The organism is Bacillus sp. FSL E2-8887, from assembly GCF_038007205.1.
GTDB lineage: Bacteria > Bacillota > Bacilli > Bacillales > Bacillaceae_G > Bacillus_A > Bacillus_A mycoides.
The window spans coordinates 329,657-346,469 of record NZ_JBBOWS010000002.1 but is presented as its reverse complement, the minus strand read 5'-3'; the positions used below and the strand labels follow the sequence as shown (position 1 = coordinate 346,469).

Annotated in this window: 17 protein-coding genes and 2 pseudogenes; 6 read left to right on the top strand and 13 right to left on the bottom strand. The window is 33.5% G+C overall.

Going from position 1 to position 16,813, the window contains the following annotated elements; all coding sequences use genetic code 11:
• Positions 1 to 3: 3 nt before the first annotated feature.
• Complete coding sequence (locus NSQ08_RS28970; RefSeq protein ID WP_061655165.1) at positions 4 to 216, bottom strand: alpha/beta-type small acid-soluble spore protein; 213 nt, start codon at positions 214 to 216, stop codon at positions 4 to 6.
• Between the two features lie 226 nt (positions 217 to 442).
• Positions 443 to 1,006 carry a spore coat protein gene (locus tag NSQ08_RS28965; RefSeq protein ID WP_199627528.1) on the bottom strand — a complete coding sequence of 188 codons (564 nt, stop codon included), beginning with the start codon at positions 1,004 to 1,006 and terminating at the stop codon, positions 443 to 445.
• A gap of 129 nt (positions 1,007 to 1,135) precedes the next feature.
• Between NSQ08_RS28965 and ku the strand changes: the two genes are divergently transcribed.
• Complete coding sequence (gene ku, locus NSQ08_RS28960) at positions 1,136 to 1,960, top strand: non-homologous end joining protein Ku (RefSeq protein WP_159146851.1); 825 nt, start codon at positions 1,136 to 1,138, stop codon at positions 1,958 to 1,960.
• A gap of 21 nt (positions 1,961 to 1,981) precedes the next feature.
• On the opposite strand, the gene NSQ08_RS28955 is transcribed toward ku, so the two are convergent.
• From NSQ08_RS28955 to NSQ08_RS28945, 3 genes and pseudogenes are all read right to left on the bottom strand, one after another.
• Positions 1,982 to 2,761: a DUF2935 domain-containing protein gene (locus tag NSQ08_RS28955; RefSeq protein ID WP_340780536.1), complete on the bottom strand. Its 780-nt coding sequence runs from the start codon at positions 2,759 to 2,761 to the stop codon at positions 1,982 to 1,984.
• A gap of 1,037 nt (positions 2,762 to 3,798) precedes the next feature.
• Positions 3,799 to 4,383 (bottom strand): hypothetical protein, encoded by a 585-nt coding sequence (locus NSQ08_RS28950; RefSeq protein ID WP_340780535.1) that lies wholly within the window; start codon positions 4,381 to 4,383, stop codon positions 3,799 to 3,801.
• Between the two features lie 235 nt (positions 4,384 to 4,618).
• Positions 4,619 to 4,747 (bottom strand): annotated as a pseudogene (locus NSQ08_RS28945) (recombinase family protein); the annotation flags it as partial.
• A gap of 410 nt (positions 4,748 to 5,157) precedes the next feature.
• Here NSQ08_RS28945 and NSQ08_RS28940 point away from each other — a divergent pair.
• The 4 genes and pseudogenes from NSQ08_RS28940 to NSQ08_RS28925 all read left to right on the top strand — a co-directional run bounded on the left by NSQ08_RS28940 (position 5,158) and on the right by NSQ08_RS28925 (position 8,689).
• Complete coding sequence (locus tag NSQ08_RS28940) at positions 5,158 to 5,634, top strand: YsnF/AvaK domain-containing protein (protein ID WP_159146853.1); 477 nt, start codon at positions 5,158 to 5,160, stop codon at positions 5,632 to 5,634.
• A gap of 76 nt (positions 5,635 to 5,710) precedes the next feature.
• Positions 5,711 to 6,241 carry a YsnF/AvaK domain-containing protein gene (locus NSQ08_RS28935; RefSeq protein ID WP_328026422.1) on the top strand — a complete coding sequence of 177 codons (531 nt, stop codon included), beginning with the start codon at positions 5,711 to 5,713 and terminating at the stop codon, positions 6,239 to 6,241.
• Positions 6,242 to 7,562: 1,321 nt separating this feature from the next.
• Positions 7,563 to 7,643, top strand: a pseudogene (locus NSQ08_RS28930) (bacitracin ABC transporter ATP-binding protein); the annotation flags it as partial.
• Between the two features lie 137 nt (positions 7,644 to 7,780).
• Positions 7,781 to 8,689, top strand: a complete 909-nt coding sequence (locus NSQ08_RS28925; protein WP_328026438.1) for a VanZ family protein — start codon at positions 7,781 to 7,783, stop codon at positions 8,687 to 8,689.
• Between the two features lie 747 nt (positions 8,690 to 9,436).
• On the opposite strand, the gene NSQ08_RS28920 is transcribed toward NSQ08_RS28925, so the two are convergent.
• The 5 genes from NSQ08_RS28920 to NSQ08_RS28900 all read right to left on the bottom strand — a co-directional run bounded on the left by NSQ08_RS28920 (position 9,437) and on the right by NSQ08_RS28900 (position 14,150).
• Complete coding sequence (locus NSQ08_RS28920) at positions 9,437 to 10,864, bottom strand: serine hydrolase domain-containing protein (RefSeq protein ID WP_016119338.1); 1,428 nt, start codon at positions 10,862 to 10,864, stop codon at positions 9,437 to 9,439.
• A 524-nt stretch (positions 10,865 to 11,388) separates the two neighbouring features.
• Positions 11,389 to 12,045, bottom strand: coding sequence for a GAP family protein (locus NSQ08_RS28915; protein WP_172852259.1), 657 nt, complete (start codon positions 12,043 to 12,045; stop codon positions 11,389 to 11,391).
• 13 nt (positions 12,046 to 12,058) lie between these two features.
• Positions 12,059 to 12,817, bottom strand: a complete 759-nt coding sequence (locus NSQ08_RS28910) for a MerR family transcriptional regulator (RefSeq protein WP_340780533.1) — start codon at positions 12,815 to 12,817, stop codon at positions 12,059 to 12,061.
• 111 nt (positions 12,818 to 12,928) lie between these two features.
• Positions 12,929 to 13,072, bottom strand: a complete 144-nt coding sequence (locus NSQ08_RS28905; protein ID WP_340780532.1) for a hypothetical protein — start codon at positions 13,070 to 13,072, stop codon at positions 12,929 to 12,931.
• A 526-nt stretch (positions 13,073 to 13,598) separates the two neighbouring features.
• Positions 13,599 to 14,150, bottom strand: a complete 552-nt coding sequence (locus tag NSQ08_RS28900; protein WP_340780531.1) for a GNAT family N-acetyltransferase — start codon at positions 14,148 to 14,150, stop codon at positions 13,599 to 13,601.
• A 405-nt stretch (positions 14,151 to 14,555) separates the two neighbouring features.
• On the opposite strand from NSQ08_RS28900, the gene NSQ08_RS28895 reads away from it, so the two are divergent.
• Complete coding sequence (locus NSQ08_RS28895; protein WP_016095019.1) at positions 14,556 to 14,831, top strand: hypothetical protein; 276 nt, start codon at positions 14,556 to 14,558, stop codon at positions 14,829 to 14,831.
• Positions 14,832 to 14,943: 112 nt separating this feature from the next.
• On the opposite strand, the gene NSQ08_RS28890 is transcribed toward NSQ08_RS28895, so the two are convergent.
• The 3 genes from NSQ08_RS28890 to NSQ08_RS28880 all read right to left on the bottom strand — a co-directional run bounded on the left by NSQ08_RS28890 (position 14,944) and on the right by NSQ08_RS28880 (position 16,636).
• Positions 14,944 to 15,177, bottom strand: a complete 234-nt coding sequence (locus NSQ08_RS28890) for a hypothetical protein (RefSeq protein ID WP_016095018.1) — start codon at positions 15,175 to 15,177, stop codon at positions 14,944 to 14,946.
• 276 nt (positions 15,178 to 15,453) lie between these two features.
• Positions 15,454 to 15,618 carry a BC1881 family protein gene (locus NSQ08_RS28885; RefSeq protein WP_002187312.1) on the bottom strand — a complete coding sequence of 55 codons (165 nt, stop codon included), beginning with the start codon at positions 15,616 to 15,618 and terminating at the stop codon, positions 15,454 to 15,456.
• Between the two features lie 556 nt (positions 15,619 to 16,174).
• Positions 16,175 to 16,636, bottom strand: a complete 462-nt coding sequence (locus NSQ08_RS28880; RefSeq protein WP_002130368.1) for a CarD family transcriptional regulator — start codon at positions 16,634 to 16,636, stop codon at positions 16,175 to 16,177.
• Positions 16,637 to 16,813 lie beyond the last annotated feature (177 nt).

Here is a 16,813-nt window from a genome sequence, read left to right as displayed (position 1 = left end):
AACTTAGCGATTAACTCCACCGCCAAGTTGTTGTTCAGCCATTGCAACTAAACGTTTTGTGATTTCGCCACCAACAGAACCGTTTGCACGAGCTGTTGTGTCTGCACCAAGTTGTACACCAAACTCTTGTGCAATCTCATATTTCATTTGATCAATTGCACTCTCAGCGCCTCTAACTAATAGTTCATTACGACTTCCACTATTATTGTTTGCCATATTGTATCACCTCCTATGTTTTTAATATGCTACGAATCATGGAAAAATAGTTATTCCTTTTTATGGTAAAAAACCACTGTAATTATGTATAAATTATTGAATCTCTTCCTAAAAGACGAATAAAAAATAAAGCTGAGCAGAGTAAGAATAATTAATCTGTTCAGCTTTATCCGGTACCATCTAATTAATATATATTTTTAAAATTTGCCGCTTACTATTTCTTATATTATTGTAATGGTTGATTAACAGGCTGATAAATACTTGCTATAGCTTGCATTTCAGAGTCTGGTGCTGGAGATAGAGGATAGTAACCCTTTTTCACCATGTATTGCCAAATATCATATGCATGTCTACTACTATTTAAAAAAGCTTTTTCTAAAAATGACCTCAAATTTGGATTTGCACACTCTAATACAGCCCCAGCATAATTTAGTGCAGCTGATTTTTGATTTAAAAGATATCCCGTAGCAATTGCTCGATCGTTTGGAGGTGCTCCATTTATACTAGGTGCAACAGGGGGATATTGTTCACTAGGTGCTTTTAAATAAGAAACCAATACTGGATTTAACTTAGAGGGCTGAAAACGCTCAATATCGGGCGTACTCTGGCTTTGGACAAATTCTACTTTTAAATTATAGTCTTCCACATGGAGCGGAAAATGTTGCTGTAATAATTGTTTTAATTCTAAATCTTGTGCTTGCTGAATGTATGTACTCATCGTATTAATTGTATTGTAACAACCAGCAATTAATTCACTTAAATCACGTAACTCATGCGTAGCTAATTGCATTTTTGACCCTCCTTTTCAAAGTTTTTTTAGTCTCTCCCAAAATATAAAAAATATAAGAAGTGCATATGAATTTTCTTATTACTCATACTAAAACTATTCATTTTCTTTTTATGAAAGGAGAAGTTTCAAATGCACACGGTATGGAAAGGCTCTCTTTCACTTGGATTATTAAATATCGGCATTAGGCTATATAGTGCTGTAGAAGAGAAAGATATTAAATTTTTAAGTCTTCATAAGGAATGTCTTACTCCTATTAAATATAAAAAGATTGCTCCTGATTGTACCGATACCGAAGTAAGCGATGAAGAAATTGTGAAAGCTTATGAATATGCGCCGCATAAATATATAATTGTTGAAGATAAAGAATTAGAAGCACTACAAAAAAAACATGAGCCGCGAATCATTGGCATTTCATCTTTTATTCAAAGTGATGAGATTGATTCAATTTCTTTCGATCGTTCCTATTTTGTTGGTCCTACCCATGGGAATGAAAAGCCCTATTTGTTATTAAAAGAAGCTTTAGAGAGAACAAATAAACTTGGTCTTATTCATATTACTATCCGTAAGAAACCACATCTAGCTATTATTCGTAGCTTTCAAGAAGGCCTTATTCTACAGACCCTCCATTATCCTGATGAGATTCGGAATATAAAAAACATGCCCGATCTTCCAAATAATGAAGAGCACCCTATTCACAAACAAGAATTAACTACAGCAATAAATCTAATTCATCATCTAACCACCCCGTTTGAACCAGAAGAATATGTAGATGAATATAAAGAAGCACTTACTGATTTTATAGAAGAAAAAATCGAACAACAAGAAAAGAATGAAACTATATACCCTAATCCAAATATCATAAATATTATAGAGACATTAAATGCTAGCATTGAACAAGTAAAACAGCAAAAAGACAAGAAAAAAGAAGAAATAAACGAACAAAAAGCCACATAATTGTGGCTTTTTTATCTACTCTTAAAGAGGATTACACTTTGGCATCTCCAAACCAGATGATTGTGCTAATTTTAATAAATAATAGCATTCCTCTCTTGCCATGTGGTCTGCCATTCTCGCAGATAACGAACTTAAAATTTGCTCAGATAATTCTAATTCTTCTACTTCATGAAGAAAATGCGAAAATAATTTCAGTTCTAATGAAACATCTTTCGTAAATCTCTTCAATGCTGGAAAATGGTTGAGCTCTGTACGTAAATATCCCGTCATTTCAAAAGCTTTTAAATAGAACTGCTCAAAATGTTTCGCGTACATCTCACTCTTCTCTTTCAATCGTTTCTCTACAAGATCTAATTCACCTGAAATTGAACCAGCATGACCGGCCGCATCTGTTAACCAAACCAGATGATAATGTAATTCATGAAAAACAGGTGGCACCTCTCCTTTTATTAAATATTCTAATACTGTTATATACTCTTCTACTTCATTTACCATATGATTAATGAAAGTTGGGGTAAAGTGGATAACAATCTTTCCTTCCAATTGCTTTTGTATAATACTCAACTTGAATTTTCGGATCTCCTCTGCCGATTGTTTAGCATCTTTTGCGAATTCGATTAAACTAACTGTATTAATAAGACTTAAATATTTATTAAATTTTCCTACAAAATATTTGGCTCTCTGAATGTCTTCAGTCTCTTTTGGGGCTAAAGCATCTAAAAGAAACTGTGCATGATCCTCAAGAACTCTCAGCCAAAATTTATGTTCAAACAATGCACTTTCTTCATAAGTTTGATTCATTCTACGTCTCCTCCTTACTAACTTGGCTTTCATACTGATTAATACTAATGAAAGGTGTAAAATATGAATTTGAGCTAGTTTTTTTATTCAAGAAGGTAAATGATTTAATTGTAGTGTATGAATACTTAATGTTTACTATTAATTAGATGAAACTTGTTCAAGAGCTATGCTACCCGTACTAGATCGTTAGTTAATCATCAAGATATCTGAGATACTTCCATATGTCCAAATAATTGCATGAATGATGGTACTTACAACCTGTTGGTTAATCTATATATCAAGCAACTAAGCCTTGTGCGTGATATTTAATTCTTCCTCTTTAGGAATAGATTAAAAACCTACGCTAATAGCTATTTCACTGTACCTATATTTTAAGATAATGTTAATAAAAGAGGCATATTCTAAACATGAAAAATAGGACAAGCTAAATAGCTTGTCCCATAAGGAGCAATTCATGAGGATTTTTAAAATGTCCAAATGACTCACATTGGTAAAATGAATCATTGATAGTTTGTGTAAAATCAATGTAATTATACAAAAAAAGCAAGTAACTTTATTAATGCCTTGCTATTACAGCAATTGTATACTGGAGGGAAATCCCATTACTGTTAACCTATAAAGGATATGTACAAAAATTTCATTCATTATTTAAAAAGTTAAAGATTTGGCAGACAATACTTTAGATTGTCTGCCTGTGGGTTTCATGAGCTTGATTGGAAAACTAATTGTTTTCCAAGAGTGAAGCCGCTAGTTCAACCGGCTTAGAAATAGTTTGTGTAAAGATTATAAAAATATGTAAAAAAAAGAAGAATCATCATTCACAAATAAAGCAGAGCACTTTATAAAAGTGCTCTGCTTTAAATAAGCGCTGTAAGTATAAACATTCTATAAGTTAATATGTTTGATTGATTGTAATGTGAAAAGATAAGACAAAATCTTTTTAATGTTAATAATAACTTACGAAAAGAAATTGGAGTTTGCTTATTGTTATATAAGTCACATAAAATTGGTTGTTTTTTGGCTTGTTTGAAATGCTTTTAATGAAATTGTTGTCCCTGTTGACCATCTATTTGTTGCCCTTGTTGGTTACCCATTTGCTGTCCTTGTTGGCCACCCATTTGTTGTCCTTGTTGGCCACCCATTTGTTGCCCTTGTTGGTTACCCATTTGTTGTCCTTGTTGGCCACCCATTTGTTGCCCTTGTTGGCCACCCATTTGTTGCCCTTGTTGGTTACCCATTTGTTTAATTTGTTGCTGAGCTTGAGATATAGCTTGATTGATTTGATTTAATGTTTGATTTGATTGAAGGTGCTGTAAGCCTTGATTTAAAGTTTGGATGGCTTGTTGAATAGTTTGTTGTAATTGCTGATCAGCTTGTTGCATTTGTTGTTGAGACTGTTGACTAAATTGTTGCAGTTGTTGCATTAATTGATTGGCCTGTTGAAGACCTTGCTGATTTTGCTGTCCTTGTTGTTGCTGTCCTTGTGAAGATTGGGACACCTGAGATAAAGCTTGTTGTAAATGTTGCACTTGGTGTTGGATTGCACTTAATTCTTGAGAAATTTCTGTATCCGCTGCCTTACGTGCTACAGCTTCAATTTTCTTTTCTGTTTTTTTGTCCACTTAAAAATCCTCCTTTTGTACCCACATTGTAAGCAGGAACATTTTTATCATGTACAAAATTTAGTTTTTAATACCTAAAAGTGTAATATTAACATAGGGTATTTTCTACTCAGATTTGACTACGAATACCATTGATCTACTTCTATCGCAATTCCCAATGACTGTTGTTTTAACAAAGGGGAATACCAGCTTTCTGATAACCGATGAAAAATTAACATTCTCTATAAATGAGAGGCTAATTTGCTTCTGTATATTCTTTCATTATTTTATAAAACGTATTTTTCTTAAGTTCTAACATTTCCATAAATATAACAGCAGTTATTTCTCCACTTTTCCATTTTGAATGAGTTTCTTCTATTGGATTAGTTGTAACAAAATACTGTATCAAAAATAATCCGTAACATTATTAATAAAACGCCTTTTTGTTACAACGAAATCTGATAATGGAAATAAAATACAGCCTGTGACCCATTTTTACACGTATCTCGGCTGAACCCCAATATAGCTTTTCCTTTCAGATGCTACATGAAATTGGGTGTCTTCTTGAACTGGTCTAGCGATTGACCTTATAGTACGATAGGGCGCGTTAATCGAGGATGAAGGCTAACGACTCTGAGGTTTTTTAAATATCCCTAATAAAAAATTGGATGTAAATACCAAATGGCTAAATAAAGCCTTTTTAGAAACAAGCACCAAATCAAGCGCATATTTTCACTCACACAGGTAACATTAGTACTTGTACGATTCAAACACATCCCTTAGGAGGTTTTCATCATGGGCTTTTTTGATTTATTTAACGAAGAAGGAACTCAAAAGGAAACTCGAAAAAAGGTACGTGAAGTAGACCGCACTGCCGATACAGAATTTGCAGCAGAAGACGTACATCTTGATCTTCGTGCTGAAGAATTGGAGATTGACAAACACCGTGTGGAGACTGGTGATGTGACGCTTCATAAGGACATTGTTGAGGAAGAACAGTCAGTGAATGTCCCTGTTTTACATGATCAAGTCGTTATTGAACAAAGAGCCGTTAATCACGAACCAACAGATGAACCAATTACAGAAGAAGAAACGGTTCACATTCCAGTAACTGCTGAAAAAATTGATGTAGAAAAACATACGGTCGTCACTGGTGAAGTCTCTGCTCATAAACGTTCGGTTCAGGAAACAGAACAAGTACGCGACGTACTTCGTAAAGAAGTTGCAGATGTTGAATCGCATGGTAATACAGATATTATCAAAGAGGACTAATTGTGCCTACCTACTTAACTTCTAGTTAAGTAGGTTTCTTTCCATTCATATATATAAAAGAACTTCAGGAGGTCCTATGGGAAAGTATATTACTATTGGTGCGATAATCGGTAGCATAATCGGTTGGGTAACAGGTTTTACAATCGTAACAGGACTCGTTATAGGAGCAATCGTAGGCGGTATTAGTTATACAATGAATTCAAGAAGGAACATCGACAAACCGACTAAAAAAACAAGTGAAATTAAAGAAAAAACGCTTCAATTAAGAGAAGAGCAGCTGGAAATAAAAAAAAAACGAGTACAAACGGGGGAGGTAAAGGTTCATAAAGAAGTCGTCGAAGAACAGAAAACGTTTACTGTTCCTATTAAGCGTGAAGTATTAGTAATAGAAGCAGGAAATGAGGAGGAACTTCGAATTCCTCTAAAAGAAGAAGAAATTGAAATAAACAAACACACCGTGCAAGTAAATAAAGTATTGGTTACAAAACGTCAAATAGAAGAAATAAAACAAATAAAGGAAAAGCTGAAAAAAGAAACAGCACAAGTTTACGTTACAGGTGATGATGCGGATGTCATAAAAAAGCCGCCTTCTGTAACAAAGGACTAAACCATTTCCCGCTTTATTCGGGTAGGATAGGTGAAGGCGCTAACCAACCCCTGCTCCTTTTACGTAACCTTCGAGACCATCTTCGCCTCCAACAATCAACAGCGCTGCATTGATAACACTATTGCAGTCAACTGCATCACAATCGAATGAGGAGGTAACTCATGGTTGGGGCACGGCAAGAATTCGTTCTTTTTTGAGCCACTCAAATAAAAATGACGTAGAATTAGTGTTCTGTGTCATTTTTCATTTTAATTTGATGAAAAATGATGAATTAACAATGATTAACATCAAGAAAAAGTGTCGTATAACTCGATTAAATGAATTTAACGTTAAAAAATCCCAGCAAATATCATTTAAATTGGTGGTTTTCTCAATTTATTCTTGAATGGCTCCAAAAAGTAAGAATTCTTGCCGTACCCCATAGAAGAGAATATACCTGTATAAAAAATAAATGGGTCATATCATGGAAATAAAATCCAGTATATGACCCATTTTTACACGTATCTCGGCTGAACCCCATGCCCATCAACCTAATATTTTGGAGTAACCCTAAAACGAAAATTTTATCTCTCCACACTTGTCTATGAGGATTCAACTCATTTTTTTCGTTTTGGGGAACAATGAACTTCTTAACTTGATGGCAATTGGGTAGCACCACACATCCATCAACTTAAGAGCGGAAACAAAGTGAACTTTCGTTCATATAAAACGAAAAAACTCTTAAAATATTTTGTGCCCTTAAAAATGAGCATACCAAACAAACCCAGATAGGCGCCCTTTTTAAAAATTATGTAGTTTTCTTTGGCTTTCTCAATCCATTATATTCATAGATAACACCTAAAATATCAAAGACTGTTTTCTTATTGTATCGATGAGATTTCCGACCATTCTTCTGGAGTAAGGTGTTCATATAATTCTTCAGCAAATAATTGTAGTTCATTTTGAATCGAAAGATTCATAAAAAACATCATCCTTTCTGTATATTTCTACAAAAAGAATAACGTTTTTTTGTATTTGAGTGTATTAAAATCTCTTAAGTTGATGGGCATGTATGGTAACCCCTAGTTCGGTATAGTAAAGTGCATATAAAAAATCCCTCTTTGCTATCTCCCAAAAAAAGAATCATTACTGCGGACCTTATAAACTGTATTTTCAGAATCATTACAAACATGTAAGTAAAATGAAAGGTAATTCAATATGAGAAAAATCATCTTACTATTACAATAAGTAACAGAAACACTCATGAAAAACTTGTGGTGCGATATCAAGTTTTTTAGTCCTTAAAACATTCGACCAAGTATTACAGTTTAAATAAGGAAACATTGACTCGCCAATATCAGGCAGTGTATTCATTAATAGTAAAAATCCTTATCAACTTTCATCCAATGATTTGGCCCATTTTTTAAGTAGTACATTTGCTATTGTACACGTATATGTGGGGCAATAAGGAGGAGATATATCTCTCCTTTAATTATGGAGTTCCCGATCAAGGGGATTTCCATGGCAGATAAAATATATATTATTCTAGAGAGGTGTAAAATGAATTTTATTAATGAACGAGAAAAAAAACTTACTAAAAGACAAATTATATTACTTATATTAATAATAGGCTATTATTCCCTTGTAATAATAGCTACCACATTTGGCCGTTCAGCTGAGAATATCTTTGTAAGAACAATTGATTTCGATGTACTGAGCCAGTATCAACAAGCATGGAATCAATTTTCATTTAATTCTTTTTTTCATATCATTGTTAATATAGGTATGCTATTTCCGCTAGGGATTTTATTACCTCTATTTAGTGAAGTTTTTTTAAAAGCAAAATGGATGTTAATCAGTTCAATTACAACATCTTTATTTATTGAAACTCTTCAATTTATAACACTTCGTGGAAGTGCGGAACTAGAAGATTTACTTCACAATACCATAGGAATGATGCTAGGGTATTGTATAGTAAATATAGTTCTTATTTTTTTTGAAAAAAAGGAATCACACAAACAAATAGTCAAATATTTAATCTTACCCACTGCAGTAAGCTTCGTCGCACTTGGAATAATTGTTTCATATCAAATGAAGGAATTTGGTAATATGCCATTTGATCCTTATGGAAAAACAGATATGTCTCATGTCACTATAAAAACATCACTAGAGTTAAGTAATGAAGGTAAAAAAATGCCTGTTTACGATTCAAAAGGTCAAAAAGTGCGAGACGTCGAAATTATTTCTCCAAAAGAAGCATTTCAAAAACTGAAACATGGAGACATTTATCCTATGGGACCTTTCGGAGCGGGTGAAGAATTTGAGGGTGAGACATTAGTCATTACAGAGTATAATTTAGAGCACGCCACTGATACAAAAGGTTTTTCTCAACCTGTATATATTTTTCGCGTAGAGTTAAAAGATAATGACGTAGTTCTTACGGCTCCACCTATTTCCGCAAGGGAATAATGCGAATTTTCTTATTTTTTATATGTGATCATCAGGGTTGCCGTCGATGTTAGTTTTTTCTTATATAGGGGTACCCCCTATCGTCATCAAGCTAAAATTTTATAGTACCCCCAGAACGAAATTTTGTGCTAACTTGTAACAAAAAAGCTCATTTTTCGTTTTGGGGTAATTCTGAATTCTTAAGTTGATGGGCATGGGGTCCCGCCAACATAACGCGAATTTCGTACGCTTAGGAATTTTATATTAAAAAAACTTGATTTCTCCGTACGTTAAGAAGGTTCCAGAAACGATATTTATTGTTTAGTATGATACTTTGTTTTTGGTAATGAGTTTTAGAACTAGATTTCAAACATAATTCAGTCAGTTTTGATAGATGTAAATAAAGTTCCTTAAACGACGAGTTTTGGAACAAATAATAATATGTGTGCTTTTTTAACTTTGTTCAGCAATCGGGCCAGATTTTTGAATAACAGTCTTTTAAGAAATGTTATCTAACGACGCTTGTGCAAAAATAATATTGTTGTTTAATTTACAATAAAGTCATTTGAAAAATAATATTAGTTGTTTAAAAATCCTTATTCCACGAACGGAGCAGGTTAGTGAAAGCAATAGTAATTAGGTTTGACTGGGAAAATTGTCGATGATATTAAAAAAGACACCGAAGTGTCTTATGTTTTTCAAATTAAGCATACCGATAAATTGAAATTTAATTACTTAACATTATGTTTATCTTGGGAGCTAGGTATTTTATCGGTGAGTGTATACAAACCATGTAATGCTTGCTGTTAATAATGCTGACGAAATCAAAGCTGTAAGAACACTATATGTTTGCCAAATAAGTATCGTTGACCAATCGAAAGCACAGCACAGTATACCCAGGGCAATCGTAGCGATCAGGAAAATAACTGTTACGATTATTCTCTTTTTTGTCATTGGCTGCCGTTCATTCGTTTTCCTTCTGCGTAATCCTAAGAGAAATAGGAGAACGGCCAATAGGCAAAGAATAATAGTGATAGACGACAAAATGATATCCAAAAGCTGTGTGCCGCTTATTTCATATGACTGAGTTAGATTGCCGTCTAATATATCTTTAACTTTTAGTACCAGGTTTATATTGGTATTTGCGCCGTTGCTCAGCAAGCAGACGGCTGTTCGTTCATTTAGCAGTATGACTACTTCGGTTCTGAAATTTGGATTGCCCCCAGTGTGTTCTATAATCGTTTGGTCGGCGTTTACCGACCAGCCTGCCGCATAATACATATCGTTGACAGCCGAAACAGACATATCACCCCTATGTGATTTTTCGATAACCGTGTGAAATATTTCGGGTATGTCCTGCACAATACCCATCTGTATGCCCATCCAACGCGCCATATCTTTTGTATTAGAAATGATGTAGCCTGCGGGCTTATTCCCAGCATAATCCGGAGCTTTAAATGGAGTTGTCATAAAAAAGGAAGAACGGTAGCCCTGTGCCAACTGTCCAGTGGCTTGAGCATCTTCTTTATAAACATACGTCTGGTGAAGACCTAACGGCTGAAATACCTGTTCCCTCATAAAGTCTTCATAGCTTTGTCGCGACACAATCTCAATAACCAAACCCAATACGTCATAATTAACGGTTCCATAGTTATACTGTTCACCGGGAGGGAACGCCAATTCAGCATCTACGAGCATTTCCACAGTCTTTTGTAACATATCCGGTGTATTGCCTTGTGGAATACTTTGAGTATGCCTAATATTTGTTAGACCACTGGTATGGTGAAGAAAGTTATTTAGTGTAAGGCTTTGCATATCAACAGGTTTCCCTTGATACTTTAACGTAAACCAAGGTAAATATTTTTGGACAGGATCAGTCATTGAGAGCAGCCCTTGCTCTTCCAACAGCATAATACCCATACCGGTAAAAGCTTTACTGACCGAGGCTAACTCATAGAGTGTATTTTCACTTGCAGACAACCCCTTATCACGGTCAGCATACCCTGAAGAAAAGTAGAACACTTCATCATCAGCAAGTATTGAGATTGACATTCCCGGCACACCTGATATACGAGAGGCATCATCTAGCAACGCTTGTATTGCCGCAGATTTCGAATCAGACAACGCATAACTTTGTGTTGCGAATCCTGAGAATAATATAAATATCGTTAATACAAAAACAATAATCTTTTTCATAAACTCTCCTTTTTGAAAAAATATAATAGAATAATATAAATAACCTACTTTTACAACTACTAAACTAAATTTTAATTTATCTTTCTATTCACCTATATAATATCAAGTAATTGTGAAGAGTTATACTTAACGAACAGATGCGTTAGTTCAATAAGAAAAACGATCTTCAACAATCGGGCGCTTTTCCGGAGTAACGATAAAAGCCCAATTCCTCAATTTTAATGCGAGAAATTGGGCTTATTTATGTTTACTTATAGTGCAAAATAACGCTTAAAATAAGCGCAAATTACCTCCTAAAGTGACACTTTGAAATAAAGTTTGATCAAAAATGCCTCATAAATCCATTTTTTACGATAAATCAATAAAATCCATTTTGAAAAAAGTTTGATCAAAATGGATTCTTCTTCAGTAGAATTAAAATTGGTTTTTATAAAAAAGTTTAATCATTTTTTGCCTTTGTTATTCAAAAATCGTACCCGATTGTTGAATAATTCTACTTTTATCTAATACTCTGGTCAAACATCCTACAAATAATCCTGGCTATTATAAATCAGGATGAGTCCAACTATACACATAATCCACGAAAGAGCCGATCCTGTATTATTAGCGATTTTCACTCGAAGCTTCTCGAGAGATGTTTGCATCCACCGCCCAAACAGGAGATAGAAGAGAAACAGCACGAGGGAAGGCAACACCATGATAAAGTTGTATCCAGCTAAAATAGAAGACCATTCCACCCACGATAGATTAGAAGTAGTCATTATGCCAATTGCTACAAAATACGGAAAAGCAGTACCTACTTCAATTAGTGAGGTAGTGAATCCCAGCGCAACCATTGAAAGAATGCTTTTTGATTTTGGTGCAGGTAGGTCTGAACTTTTCTTTGTTGGAACATAAAAACTTGCTATGAACAATATCACCCCAATAATAAAGAACGTCCAGCTTACGATTCGATTTTGAAATACGCCAGAAATAATCTCAAGCAAGAAATCTAATCCTAACATGAGTGAAACTCCAACAGCAAAATAAAATCCTGCTATCGTCAATAAATAAACCAATAAACGTTTGGTAAGTCTCTCTTTATCTGTTAAAAGCAAATATACTGTTACCCCTAATGTGGCAGGGCTTAGCGTGTCCAATAGGGCCAATCCCCCTATTAGGAGAAGTAGTTCTGTACTCATCATTCTTTCCCCCTTATTCCGGTTGGAGATTATTCTTTTCAGCCATAAAAATGGCATATGCCTGATCCATAAACTCAAGCACATCCTGTTCAATTGGATATAATCCCAGTTTCTCTGATTGCTTTGGCGACATCCTTATTTCCCACAGCTTATCTAAAAATTCATCCTCACCTTCAAACTCCTCTAAGCGTTTTTCATCCATTCTTCTAATGATATTTTGGACTTTGGGTGCTTTTGGGCCGTCCCCCATATAATGCTTTAACTGACCTATCAGAGCAATCCATTCGAGCGACTGAGGGTTGTCACTCGTCATACTGGGAACCTTTTCCCATAATTTTATATCTCTGTCTTTAAATAAAGATTCACGATAATACTGCTGTATTTCTTTATCTTTATTGGATAATTGCATAATCTTCTGAATCGCGGTCCAGTTTTCTGTCCCTTCTATCGCAATTCCATGTATCAATTCCCGTATGGATAACTCTATTTTCTTTAAATTTTCCTGTTCTTTTATTACAAAAGATAATTGACTCTTTAAACTCTCCGACCAATCCCACTCACTGGAAGCAAGCATATTCTTAATCTCGTGTAACGAAAATCCAATCTTTTTTAAAAATTGAACCTGCTGTAGTTTTTTTATTTCTTCATTCGTATATAAACGATGGCCGCCCTCTGTTTTAGATGCTGGTTTTAATAAGCCAATTTTATCGTAGTAACGCAGTGTTCTTACTGTAACACCTGTCAGCTCTCCAACCTTATTAATGTGTATCAACTGATAAACCTACCTTCCTTTACGTTAAGACTCTATCGTTAACAACCGTTTTCTCCATTCTAACTTATCATCTTCTTTTCTCTCTTGTTCTTACCACAAGTCTTTATGCATTTATTCTTCTTTACGAAAAAAAATCTGAAGTAAGTATCCTGCACCCAAACCAATTAGTACACCTGGAAATCCATGATCCATTATCAATCCAATACCTGCTCCTATAATGACACACCCATAAATAATAATATCTCTCATTTTCATCTAAAAACCTCCTAATTTTTTAATCTAATTTATCTCGAGAACACGAAGTAGTTACTAAACAGTATATAAAATGACCTAGCGTCAGCTTCAAGCTTTTTTTATCCTCTTTCGCTTTTATAAATCAATTTATATAAAATTAGTAATTGATATAACATCATCTTCTACAAAGATATCCAACGAAAGGAGTAGTGAAAAATGAAGAAATACTTTCTGTAACTTTAAAATTAAGATTGATCAAAGTAATGTTAATAACTTTGATCTAAAAGAAAATAGAAAGAGGAGTTTTGAAAAAAGACTGATTAAAAGCCCGTATTGATAATACAGGCTTTTAATCAGTCTTTTTATGAACAGTTCTTCTTTGTTTCAAACTAACATTTAAGAACTTTATTGTTCGTAGCATACCGAAATCTATCTGTAATTTCGGTTTATCATATTTATAAACGGTGCAACTTTATTACAAACAGTTAAACTTTATTTTAAACCCATATTTGACCTTATTAAAAGTCTCTTTCGCCAAAACTATACTTTAAATAATATTATGATCTTCTCTTATGGTTGAATACATATATAAATCATCGAATTTACCACAAGTAAATTCATAATGTCTCAGCAACCCCTCTCTTCTAAAGCCTTGCTTTTCTACTAGTTTTTGTGATGGGAGATTAGCAGGTTCAATTAAAGCCTCAATTCTTTCTAACTGAAGGTGATGATAGCCATACTTAACAACGGCCTCCAATGCTTCACTAGCTATCCCTTTTCCCCAGTAATCTTTGCTTAATTCATATCCAACTTCAGCTCGATAATGTTTGGTAAGCATATTAAGAAAACCACAACTTCCTATAACCTTACCAGAATCTTTTAGTGTAATTCCCCATCTAATTCCTGTACCTTCTTCGTATATAGATTTATACCACCCTATTTCATCCCATACATCTTTTACAATTTGGAAAGGTATTAACCCCATAGATTTCACAACATCTTTATCAGATAGATATTTAAGCATATCATTAGCATCTTCTGTTGTTACTGCTCTTAAAATTAATCTTCTTGTTTCAATTATAGGAAATTCCTTTTCCATTGAATTTCCCTCCTCTCAAGTTTTAATAGCCTTAAACATAAAAATAACATTGAAACCCATTATCTACTCTTTAACTGGTTCAATCATTACTTAATTTAAACCATTAATCAACGTTCTTTTACTGCAATAACACAAAATATTGTTTTGATGCTAATCTGTTCCGTTAGTTTAATAAGAAAAAATCGAAATACATATAGATTTTGGTTCATAAACACCTATCTGGTCTCACTATATCATTTCGGGGAAATTGTACTTTTAGACACATCTAAACTGGTTCCCTGTACGTTAAGGAATTAGTTTGTATATTTGAGGAGATGTACGAGACAGGTGTAAATTTAGGGGAATCCAATATTTCCTATTCAAATATGATAGAATGGAAATATATCCAAAATGGAGGAACAACAAATGAACTCAAACACAAAACAGTTTATTTATGATATCCAGCAAAGAAAGAACAATTATATGGAAAATGGATTAATAGCAATACAACACCCTAAAAAAGAGCAATCTGAACAAGTCATTCAAAATATAGTAGAGAAGATGGATATGATGATCAGTTTAGTTACTACTTACATGGCTATTGAATCAGAATCTATGAAAGAATTAAAAGAGCTTCAGGAAGAAATTATTCATGCTCAAGCATATATTCAAAAACGAAAATTTGAAGAAACACAGAGATAAAACCCTGTGTTTTTATTTGTGCGTCTATGACGCCAATCTGTTATTAATAGGCAATGATATAGGGATATTTTGCATGTATATCCATGTTGTTCCTTTCAAGATATGTATCATTTTAAATACGCCCTTTATTAGAATACTGCTCATACTTTTTTTGAGATTCTTTCGTAATACGTGCGTTAAGTAAAATTGCTAACAATAAAAACACTCCATATTTTCCCCCTGTAGCTCCTATGATAAGCACACTACTACAAACAAGTACAATTAATAGGAGAAACGAAACTAAATAAATATGGTTATAGTTCTTTGACATCTTCTCGTATTTTATGCGTTCTTTCCTTGTATCCATCTAAATTCCTCCTTTAAATTATCCATTTCACTATAAAATAAATCTCGCCCTTAAAAAGAAAACAATCTATCGTTTCAAATAATTAGTTTGTTTTTTTAGCAACTAATTTATATAACGTAAAAAGAAATACTACCAATATTAAGCTTTCCGCTATGATAATCCCGACCCTCTCCTTTCTTTTAATCCCATCGCATCAGATGATATGTATATCCTATTATTATCAACAGAAAACAAAAAGGATCATCCCTTTTCGTAAAGGATCATCCTTTTCTTCGTTCATTCAACAATTTTTAGGTATTCTTGATTAATTAAAATAACAGCCGGTCCATCTACAAGAATTCCACCAACTTCAATTTTTTCATAGGCCTCAATCTTAATAGAAGTAATCCCTTTCCGCTTCTTTAACTCGTTACTTAATTCTTGCGTCGGCATGTGTTTCATATCTTCACTCCTTCTTATTGTTTCATTTCATCTTATTATGTTAAATGAATTATAAAAATGGTTTCTAGTTCTAGAAATTCCATCAATTTTTATCGTTGACCATATATTTAGATGTTACCAACTCGCGTATCTCTTTTATGAAAAGAAGATAAACAATTACTATTCACTGTCTCAGTAAATGTAGAAAATTCTTAAAGATAGAGATGAGATTGATTATTTTTTCTTCTAGAAATAATGACTTAGATATATATACCTAAAACAATGAAAGCCCTACCTCTCTTTCATCCTTACGGCTCCTTGTCCGTGCCAGTGTGAATCAGGATTGCAAAAATCAAGTGACTATTTGATCGAGTTATTTGATGAAACTTCGAACGTTTGTAAAAGAAATTTAAAAATAAAAATGGATTAGATTGAAGTAATAACAAAAGAGGTTCCTACTCTAAAAGTGAGTTGAAGAAGTTGAATGTCTTTGAAATGATTTACTTTTAATAATAATCATATTCCCGAAAAATTCAGGATATTTTCGGGGGATGTAATACATTATCTATAATGAACCTTAACAGAAACTTTTTAATTGATTTTCAGTGATCCCTTTAATTAAACCCAGTTCACTAATCAAAAATTCATGTGCGTTATCCAACATTTTTTTTTCGCTTGTATTAAGTGCCTTTTCTTTCTTCATACGCATTAAATCACGTACAACTTCAGCACCTTCTTGTATTTCACCCGTTTTTATTTTGTCCGTGTTCACTTTATACCTTTGTTTCCACGGCAATAATTTATCTGATTCTCCATGCTGAAAAATGTGTATAATGTGTTTTAATGCAAGTATATCAGTAACTGGGCGTATACTCGAACTTAATATTTTACCCATAGGAATCATGACTTGCATATTACTGATTGACATTTTTATAACAAAATACTGTTGTTTTTTCCCTGAGAATTCTTTTTCTTCTATGGCTTCAATTATACCTGCTCCGTGCATTGGATAAACAATGTTATCGCCAATTTGAAACATATAATCCACCTCCATATATGGTAACCTTCTTAACCTTAACATATATGTGATTTTTTATCAAATATTTTATAATATCACAAATTTATTTTTGGAGTCAACTACTTTTTTGATAAAAATTAAATTAAGTAAAAAACACCCCCAAAACAATAGGGAGTGTGTCAGATTCTCAATAAAGGG

Bases quoted from the DNA above. Each gene is read 5' to 3' on its own strand.
- NSQ08_RS28970 (WP_061655165.1), bottom strand. From the start codon at position 216: ATGGCAAACAATAATAGTGGAAGTCGTAATGAACTATTAGTTAGAGGC.
- NSQ08_RS28965 (WP_199627528.1), bottom strand. From the start codon at position 1,006: ATGCAATTAGCTACGCATGAGTTACGTGATTTAAGTGAATTAATTGCT.
- ku (WP_159146851.1), top strand. From the start codon at position 1,136: ATGCACACGGTATGGAAAGGCTCTCTTTCACTTGGATTATTAAATATC.
- NSQ08_RS28955 (WP_340780536.1), bottom strand. From the start codon at position 2,761: ATGAATCAAACTTATGAAGAAAGTGCATTGTTTGAACATAAATTTTGG.
- NSQ08_RS28940 (WP_159146853.1), top strand. From the start codon at position 5,158: ATGGGCTTTTTTGATTTATTTAACGAAGAAGGAACTCAAAAGGAAACT.
- NSQ08_RS28935 (WP_328026422.1), top strand. From the start codon at position 5,711: ATGGGAAAGTATATTACTATTGGTGCGATAATCGGTAGCATAATCGGT.
- NSQ08_RS28925 (WP_328026438.1), top strand. From the start codon at position 7,781: ATGAATTTTATTAATGAACGAGAAAAAAAACTTACTAAAAGACAAATT.
- NSQ08_RS28920 (WP_016119338.1), bottom strand. From the start codon at position 10,864: ATGAAAAAGATTATTGTTTTTGTATTAACGATATTTATATTATTCTCA.
- NSQ08_RS28915 (WP_172852259.1), bottom strand. From the start codon at position 12,045: ATGAGTACAGAACTACTTCTCCTAATAGGGGGATTGGCCCTATTGGAC.
- NSQ08_RS28905 (WP_340780532.1), bottom strand. From the start codon at position 13,072: ATGAAAATGAGAGATATTATTATTTATGGGTGTGTCATTATAGGAGCA.
- NSQ08_RS28900 (WP_340780531.1), bottom strand. From the start codon at position 14,150: ATGGAAAAGGAATTTCCTATAATTGAAACAAGAAGATTAATTTTAAGA.
- NSQ08_RS28895 (WP_016095019.1), top strand. From the start codon at position 14,556: ATGAACTCAAACACAAAACAGTTTATTTATGATATCCAGCAAAGAAAG.
- NSQ08_RS28890 (WP_016095018.1), bottom strand. From the start codon at position 15,177: ATGGATACAAGGAAAGAACGCATAAAATACGAGAAGATGTCAAAGAAC.
- NSQ08_RS28885 (WP_002187312.1), bottom strand. From the start codon at position 15,618: ATGAAACACATGCCGACGCAAGAATTAAGTAACGAGTTAAAGAAGCGG.
- NSQ08_RS28880 (WP_002130368.1), bottom strand. From the start codon at position 16,636: ATGTTTCAAATTGGCGATAACATTGTTTATCCAATGCACGGAGCAGGT.